11 protein-coding genes and 1 pseudogene are annotated in these 6,260 nt (G+C 59.6%); 2 read left to right on the top strand and 10 right to left on the bottom strand.

Features of this window, described 5'->3' with window-relative positions; translation table 11 throughout:
- Nucleotides 1-238: 238 nt before the first annotated feature.
- From HU729_RS24590 to HU729_RS25910, 7 genes and pseudogenes are all read right to left on the bottom strand, one after another.
- Entirely contained in the window at nucleotides 239-862 is a 624-nt protein-coding gene (locus tag HU729_RS24590; RefSeq protein WP_186711824.1) for a hypothetical protein, read from the bottom strand.
- A gap of 217 nt (nucleotides 863-1,079) precedes the next feature.
- Nucleotides 1,080-1,493 (bottom strand): phage tail terminator-like protein, encoded by a 414-nt coding sequence (locus HU729_RS24585; protein ID WP_186711823.1) that lies wholly within the window; start codon nucleotides 1,491-1,493, stop codon nucleotides 1,080-1,082.
- On the bottom strand, nucleotides 1,490-2,164 hold the full coding sequence (locus HU729_RS24580; RefSeq protein WP_186711822.1) for a hypothetical protein: 675 nt from the start codon (nucleotides 2,162-2,164) through the stop codon (nucleotides 1,490-1,492). Before HU729_RS24580 ends, HU729_RS24585 begins: the two co-directional genes overlap by 4 nt.
- A 2-nt stretch (nucleotides 2,165-2,166) precedes the next feature.
- Complete coding sequence (locus HU729_RS24575) at nucleotides 2,167-2,586, bottom strand: hypothetical protein (RefSeq protein WP_186711821.1); 420 nt, start codon at nucleotides 2,584-2,586, stop codon at nucleotides 2,167-2,169.
- Nucleotides 2,587-2,633: 47 nt separating this feature from the next.
- Nucleotides 2,634-3,197, bottom strand: a pseudogene (locus HU729_RS24570) (major capsid protein); the annotation flags it as partial.
- Nucleotides 3,198-3,572: 375 nt separating this feature from the next.
- Entirely contained in the window at nucleotides 3,573-3,812 is a 240-nt protein-coding gene (locus HU729_RS24565) for a hypothetical protein (RefSeq protein ID WP_186711820.1), read from the bottom strand.
- On the bottom strand, nucleotides 3,781-4,074 hold the full coding sequence (locus HU729_RS25910) for a hypothetical protein (RefSeq protein ID WP_238348435.1): 294 nt from the start codon (nucleotides 4,072-4,074) through the stop codon (nucleotides 3,781-3,783). Before HU729_RS25910 ends, HU729_RS24565 begins: the two co-directional genes overlap by 32 nt.
- A 107-nt stretch (nucleotides 4,075-4,181) precedes the next feature.
- On the opposite strand from HU729_RS25910, the gene HU729_RS24560 reads away from it, so the two are divergent.
- Nucleotides 4,182-4,847, top strand: coding sequence for an SOS response-associated peptidase family protein (locus HU729_RS24560; protein WP_186711819.1), 666 nt, complete (start codon nucleotides 4,182-4,184; stop codon nucleotides 4,845-4,847).
- Here HU729_RS24560 and HU729_RS24555 read toward each other — a convergent pair.
- Nucleotides 4,841-5,047, bottom strand: a complete 207-nt coding sequence (locus HU729_RS24555) for a hypothetical protein (protein WP_186711818.1) — start codon at nucleotides 5,045-5,047, stop codon at nucleotides 4,841-4,843. The two genes, HU729_RS24560 and HU729_RS24555, sit on opposite strands and share 7 nt — an antisense overlap.
- A gap of 29 nt (nucleotides 5,048-5,076) precedes the next feature.
- On the opposite strand from HU729_RS24555, the gene HU729_RS26075 reads away from it, so the two are divergent.
- Nucleotides 5,077-5,199: a hypothetical protein gene (locus HU729_RS26075; RefSeq protein ID WP_346655320.1), complete on the top strand. Its 123-nt coding sequence runs from the start codon at nucleotides 5,077-5,079 to the stop codon at nucleotides 5,197-5,199.
- A gap of 79 nt (nucleotides 5,200-5,278) precedes the next feature.
- On the opposite strand, the gene HU729_RS24550 is transcribed toward HU729_RS26075, so the two are convergent.
- Nucleotides 5,279-5,785: a DUF2514 domain-containing protein gene (locus HU729_RS24550; protein WP_186711817.1), complete on the bottom strand. Its 507-nt coding sequence runs from the start codon at nucleotides 5,783-5,785 to the stop codon at nucleotides 5,279-5,281.
- Entirely contained in the window at nucleotides 5,782-6,204 is a 423-nt protein-coding gene (locus tag HU729_RS24545; protein WP_186711816.1) for a structural protein, read from the bottom strand. Before HU729_RS24545 ends, HU729_RS24550 begins: the two co-directional genes overlap by 4 nt.
- Between the last annotated feature and the right edge of the window lie 56 nt (nucleotides 6,205-6,260).

Genomic DNA, 6,260 nt, shown 5'->3' with positions numbered 1-6,260 from the left:
TGGGTGTCCGGGGTTAGTAGACCACTACACAGATGCAAAAAGCCCAGCGCGGTTCTGGGTTGCTAATCACATACACATAGACCCCATTCTATAACTTATAGAATGGGGTCTATGTGTATACGTCCTGAAGCGTGCGGCCATGGTATTTTCCTCTTGGGTAGAAACGAAAAAGCCCGCACGCGGCGGGCTTGATGGATAAATAGGGTCTTGCAGTGGTATCACCCCGGAAGGCATTGGGCTACTGGATGTTGCACAATCCTTTTTGCAGGACGTCCTCAGCGTTTACATTAGGCCAGCCTGGGAATGTCATTGTTTGTGAGCGATTGGAAATGACCGCATTCGCCAAGAACGGGTGCGCTTTCTTAACAACCGCAATCGCGTTTGAGTAATCATCTTTTCCGTAGAGACACATAAATAGCGAGTTAGCGTGAAAACTGCCAATATATGCTACCTCACCAGGCTTTACGGTGAACTCAAGTTTCTTGTTTTGCTTCACACTCAGACCGTCATAATAGGTGTAGTACCAGTGCGTCAACTCATATGTGCCTGCAGGCACTTCGTATACAAAGCTATTTCCCAGCACATTACTCTTTAGTATGTCGTCGCCAGTGACTTCATTTTTCCGCCCTAGCGTATCAAGAGATATACGGGTATCCACCGCATCTTTATTGGGGTCTTGATATTTCAGCATAACTTTAAGCCCATGGGGCTGCGTGAGGAAAGCTTCGGAAACAAAGCCGACAATTACAGCCTTATTAGGATCGAGAGGCTTAGTTTCGTCCGCACGCTGAATTAAATTTAAATTGCTCGCGCAAGCACCAAGCACCATAAAATTCAAGAGCAAAAACATCCTTACCAACATCTAAAGGTCCTTATTAGCTTAACTGGTCCGACCCAGTGTATTTAGTTTTAAAGAGACGGCCTTATGGTACGGTGCCGAGCTCAGCGGCATGTTGCCTTAGATACCAGAAATAGAAAACACTTAACGTGCTACTAAGGCGCGCCTTTGCAGGCGAGCTTGAGACCCAAAATCCCGGAAATCGCTTGGCTCCTTGCTACTCCCTTGCGCGGGAGAGAACTTATGAGTCAGCTACGCCGCGGTAGGTGAAGCTGGCCGGGACCGTGTAGGTCGCCGACTCGGTGATGGCTGGGCCCTGGCCAACCGGTTCGGTGACCAGGCCCTCGAAGCCGTTGCGGCTGAGCTCCGAGTCCACGCGGAAGAGGCTCGAAAGCTCATCGACCAGGCTCTCGGCGGTAGCCAGTGGCTGGCCAGCCGGGCAGACGATGCTCACTTGGTAAACGCCAGAGTACTCGTAGGCATTGCCGCCCAAGTAGCGGCACGTGGTTCCCGCCGGCAATTGGAACGCCTGCAGATACGTTTCGTCAGCCCCGGCCTCGAATCCTTGCTCGAAGTTCGCGACCCGGATCGGGCGCGCCGTGGCCCAGGCCATCAGCTTGATCTCGATGACCTGTCGGGCGAGTGCCTGGCTCATACCTGGTTGTTCCTGATGGCTTGATCGACGATCGCTTGGAATTTGGCCAGGGTCACCCGGACCATGCCATTCGGTGCCTGAGTTGAGTGGCCATATTCCAAAGGAACGGCATAGGGCAAGTTGTTCACGATGAAGGCAGTTTGCCCGATGGTTAGCGCCTGCACCTGGGCAATCAGGTCAACAATCGCCTGGCTGCCAGATGGATCAATGCGGTCGAGCTCTTCGGTAGCTGGTGAATCGATGGAGAACTGCCAGTTGCCCCGGAAGCGGCCACCGACGTAACCCTGACCCGCCACAAGGCCATTGGTGGCGAAATTCTGCTCGCGCTCGGTCTTTGTCAGGGGCTTGGCATACTTGACGCCCTTGCGCAGCTTGCCAGCCTTGGTGAAGTTGTCCTGATTCAGGTTAATCAGGGTGTTGCGGACCGTGACCTTGAAGTCGTAGTCATCGGCGGCTCTGTTGGCCTTGGTGCGGTGAGCGACGTTGGCCGCCCAAATTTCCGGATTTCCCACGGGCGACATGCGGATGACGCTGCTGCCGATCTCGATCACGACCTCGCGGAAGGTAGCGTCAAGCGCTTGCTCAGCCTGCTCGGCGAATGCCCGGATAGCCTCGGAGAATCCACCCTGTTTCCCGCCGTAACGCTGGGCCATGTGTGAGCCGCGTGGCATGGTTACTTCCTCAATTGGACTGTCCAGGTGGCTTGGGCAGGATCTTCAGACACGTTCAGCCAGCCCTTCAACTGCGGGACCTTCATCTTGCGTGGGTCGGTCTCGTCGTCGCCGCCGTCCTCGCCCTCGATCGCTTTGTCGATCTCAGCCTGGCTGCTGACCGGGGCATAGCCGTTCGGCGGGTAGGCCGAAGCCTTATAGCCCTGCTCAAGCCACTGAGCGATGGTCGGTCCGTCCAGGCGCAGGCCTTCCTCGATCTCGCTGACGCTGATGCCTTGGCGCTGGTAGGCCTCAGTGATGTGAGGGGCATCGCCCTGCACGGCCACCGAGGTAGCGCCGTCGATCACGCCGAAGAACTGGTCCAGGCGGCGATAGCAGGTGCCGCGCTCGCTGCCCGGGGTGTTGGTGTAGATGACTTTCATGCTGATCTCCTGCTCAGGGCGCCATTCCGGCGCCCCGCATCATGGGGTCAAGGGGTGGCGGTGCCACTGATGACCGCGGCGAATGGAACCTGCTTGCGGTCGAAGACGCGCTTCCAGTTCGCTGCTGCGGCGTACTGGACGGCGGTCGGGCTGAGGTTGCGGTTCTCGCTGCCCTGCCAGCTGAAGCCGGCCGGCTGCAGGATGAAGGTCTTGCGCTCCCACAGCACCTCGGCGCCGCCGCCGTTGCCGCCACCAGGCTTGCGCTCCAGTTCGACCGGCTTGGTCGGATCGCCTTCGCCGTAGCCGAACGCACCCTGACCAAAGAACAGCGATAGGTACTGGCCCGGCGCATAGGTCAGGGCGTCGTCCATGAAGACCGGCTTACCCAGGTAGGTAGCCAGGATGATCTTGCCCTGCGAGTCGCGCAGGTATTCGATCATGTCCTGCTTGACCATCTGGTTCATGACGACCGAGTGCACACCGATAGCGGCGAACATATCGGCGGCATCGCCGGCGGTGAATGCAGCATCCTGGAAGGCGTTGGCGCTGATCGAGGCGCCCGAGTCCTTGACCATGTCACCGCCGTTCTGGGCGATGTTGGCCGCGATGATGCATCGACCGACAACTTCAACGTCTCGAGGTGGTCAGCCCGACCAAGTAGAGGGGTGATGCGGAAACGACGGCTAAATATGCGGAAACGATCCGGATTTTCTGCGCCCAAAGAAAAACCCCGCAGACGTTAATCTGCGGGGCTTTCGAATGGTGGAGGCCGAGGTCGGAATCGAACCGGCGTAGACGGATTTGCAAACCGATCCAAGAATCCCCGCCCTGCGATGCCTGCAAGGCAATATCAGTTCCAAAACTAAAGTGATCTTAACGGCCTGCAAGCCGCATTCTACAAGGGTCGCCGTTTTAGTTTTGGAACCGATTTACACCCTTTCTTTGGCGTTCTGCCACACCGTCAGCCGTCCTGGCTGGCGTCACTCTCACTCCGCTTCACGCTCAGCATGAGCCCATAGCCTGGCCGCCTCGGCGAGCTCCAGCATCTCGGCCAGCGCCCCAGCATCAACGTCCTGCCTGCGGTGAGCGGAAACGGCCATTTCCGCCATCACTGCAGAGCGCCCGTCTGGATCGGTGATCATCGCCACCTGGTCGTTGAGCTCGTCCATCCAGGGCTGCGGGATGGCCGCCGCGCTACTGCGCACGACACCACCACGATTGCGCATAGAGCACTCCGTCAACCTCCTCCACGCCAGTGATGTTGATGCCGAGCGTGGCCATTCCCGTAACGCGCGCGTCGTGTAGCCGCGGGATAACGTCGGGCCCTGGGGTTGGGTTGAACACCCTGGCGCCCAGGCACTGCCGACCGAGCACGGTACTGTGTCCGTACTCGATGTGAACGTCAGCGCGAATCGGCTGGATCTTCGTGAGCTGCCCATTGGGGATCGCAACGCCGCGCACTCGGCGGCGAACAAGGAGGAAGTACATGCGGCACCAACACTGTATATCGATACAGTATTTGAGCATTGCACGCGCACCCCGCGCCAGTACCGCCCGGCGGGCTATGCTTTGTGCTCGAGCAGGAGGGACGGGAAATGTGTGGACGGCTGACCCAGTACAGAGGCATTCACGACTTCGTTGAAGTACTCAGCATGCCGGATGTCTGGAGGAACAACGTCGGTGACCAGGCGCTGCAGCGGTACAACGTTGCGCCTACTACGCCCGTTGCTGTGCTGCGCTTTGATGATGGAGGCCCGCGGGCGGACCTAGTGAGGTGGGGGTGGCGGCCACACTGGGCTGCAGATCGCGCTGCGCCGATCAATGCCCGCGTCGAGAAGGTCGCTCACGGCCCGTTCTTCCGGGCTATCTGGCCGCACCGTGCAATCACACCCATCGACGGCTGGTACGAGTGGGTTGATGAGGGCGGGCCGAAGAAACAGCCTTACTACATCCGTCGGCGGGACGGCCAGCCAGCGCTATGCGCGAGCATCGGTCAATTCACCGGCAGTGAACACGACGGCTTCGTCATCATCACAGCAGACGCCAAGGGCGGGCTTGTTGACGTGCACGACCGCCGGCCAGTTGTGTTTGAGCCGGAACTGGCTCGAGAGTGGATTGCAGCCGGGATGCCCAGCGAGCACGCCGAACAGATGGTGCTGAACCTGGGGGAGTCAGCCGAGGCATTCGAGTGGTACAAGGTCAGGACAGCCGTAGGGAATGTGCGGAATCAGGGGCCTGAGCTGATCAGTCCAGATCAGTGACGGTTCAGCGGCGCTCGCCCCATGGCATCTGAATGGTACTGATGAGCCGCCTTGATCTGTGATTCCAAAATCAGCCGCAAGCGCTCCACTTCCTCCGCAGGCAGACCGGCCTCCTGCGCCTCAAGATGGCGCCTCATAGCCTCCTCAACATCCTTGTAGACCTGATGGTCTGGCATCACGACTTCGCGCTTGTCCTTCATGCTCGCCTCCCTGGCGATCAGTGGATGATATGAGGTGCCTTGCCGGTAGCGATGAGCTGATGCTCGGTCACCTGGCGGTAAAGCCGATCGGCCAATACTCGGTGCCGCTCGACATCCTCGGGGGGCTCAACATCAGCCACGGCCTGCTGTAGGCGTCGATTGGCGTCGAGCGCCTGGCGAAGCAACTCTTCACCTGCAGCGACCATTCCTTCAAGCGTTCGCTTCACTGACCTACCCCGATGGCTTTGTCAGGCCATTATAGGACGCTTCACAGGCCAGGCCGGCTATTCGGGCTTTGTCATAAGCTTCCGCCAGTTCTCCCGCTCGATCATCAGCCCGTGCGAGCAAGTCGGAGAGCACCATTGCGGCGCGGGTGGCTGCCTTGCCTCTGGCGATAGCGGCGGTATCCGTGCCGGGACAACTGACGGTGGCGGCGAAATTGGCGCTGTCGTCGCGCAGCCGCTGACCAGCAGCATCGGCGCCAGAAGCGCCAGCATCAGCAATCGTTCTCTGTTCATGTGCATCGGCCCTCGCCTGCTCCTGCGCCGCAGCGCGTCGTTGTTCTTCTGCTCGAGCACCGCGCTCACCGAGCACCTCGGCCAGGCGATCGCCGCTGTCTCGCCGCGCAGATAGTGCTGCAGCCTCGGCGCGCTCTACAGATCGCCCATGCTCGTACACAAGCCAGTACGAGCCGACAACGGCCAGCAGCGCGATCACGCGCACTCCCCAGGCGTTCATGTCAGCGCCCTGCGCACGCCCTCTGCGAAGATCGCAGGCGGGTACTCGTAGTTCGCGTTCTCGTGCTTGATGATCGCGTGCACCAGGCCGCCCAGGATCTTCTCGTCCTTGATGTTCTTGATCGGCTCGCTCGGACTCAGTCCACAGCGCTGGGCAACGGCGCGGACATAGGCGCTGGTGTCGTTCTCCACCTCTGGCGCCCAGCGCTTGATGATCGCCGTCACAGTGCGCAGGCCGTGCTTGTTGTAGTAGGTCTGCAGCAGCTTGCCCAGGGCGCGGATGCCGTTCTCCGGGGTGTCGAAGATGCAGAACCGGCCTCCTGGCTCTTTCCCGATCTGGCCCACCCAGTTGTTTGCGGGACTGAAGTCGATGTTGCCGGGATTGCGGTTGCGCACGCCCCGGGGCAGGGATTGGGTCATGGGTTTTCTCCAGGCAAAAAAATACCGCCAGCGGCGGGCGTGTGTTGGGGGTGTGG

This window comes from Pseudomonas sp. RW10S2 (genome assembly GCF_014268985.1).
Classification (GTDB): Bacteria; Pseudomonadota; Gammaproteobacteria; order Pseudomonadales; family Pseudomonadaceae; genus Aquipseudomonas; species Aquipseudomonas wayambapalatensis.
Note: the sequence above shows the minus strand (reverse complement) of the source record. Positions and strands in the feature narration are given on the sequence as shown.

Bases quoted from the DNA above. Each gene is read 5' to 3' on its own strand.
- HU729_RS24550 (WP_186711817.1), bottom strand. From the start codon at position 5,785: ATGAACGCCTGGGGAGTGCGCGTGATCGCGCTGCTGGCCGTTGTCGGC.
- HU729_RS24545 (WP_186711816.1), bottom strand. From the start codon at position 6,204: ATGACCCAATCCCTGCCCCGGGGCGTGCGCAACCGCAATCCCGGCAAC.
- HU729_RS24560 (WP_186711819.1), top strand. From the start codon at position 4,182: ATGTGTGGACGGCTGACCCAGTACAGAGGCATTCACGACTTCGTTGAA.
- HU729_RS24585 (WP_186711823.1), bottom strand. From the start codon at position 1,493: ATGAGCCAGGCACTCGCCCGACAGGTCATCGAGATCAAGCTGATGGCC.
- HU729_RS26075 (WP_346655320.1), top strand. From the start codon at position 5,077: ATGAGGTGCCTTGCCGGTAGCGATGAGCTGATGCTCGGTCACCTGGCG.
- HU729_RS24590 (WP_186711824.1), bottom strand. From the start codon at position 862: ATGTTGGTAAGGATGTTTTTGCTCTTGAATTTTATGGTGCTTGGTGCT.
- HU729_RS24555 (WP_186711818.1), bottom strand. From the start codon at position 5,047: ATGAAGGACAAGCGCGAAGTCGTGATGCCAGACCATCAGGTCTACAAG.
- HU729_RS24575 (WP_186711821.1), bottom strand. From the start codon at position 2,586: ATGAAAGTCATCTACACCAACACCCCGGGCAGCGAGCGCGGCACCTGC.
- HU729_RS25910 (WP_238348435.1), bottom strand. From the start codon at position 4,074: ATGTACTTCCTCCTTGTTCGCCGCCGAGTGCGCGGCGTTGCGATCCCC.
- HU729_RS24565 (WP_186711820.1), bottom strand. From the start codon at position 3,812: ATGCGCAATCGTGGTGGTGTCGTGCGCAGTAGCGCGGCGGCCATCCCG.
- HU729_RS24580 (WP_186711822.1), bottom strand. From the start codon at position 2,164: ATGCCACGCGGCTCACACATGGCCCAGCGTTACGGCGGGAAACAGGGT.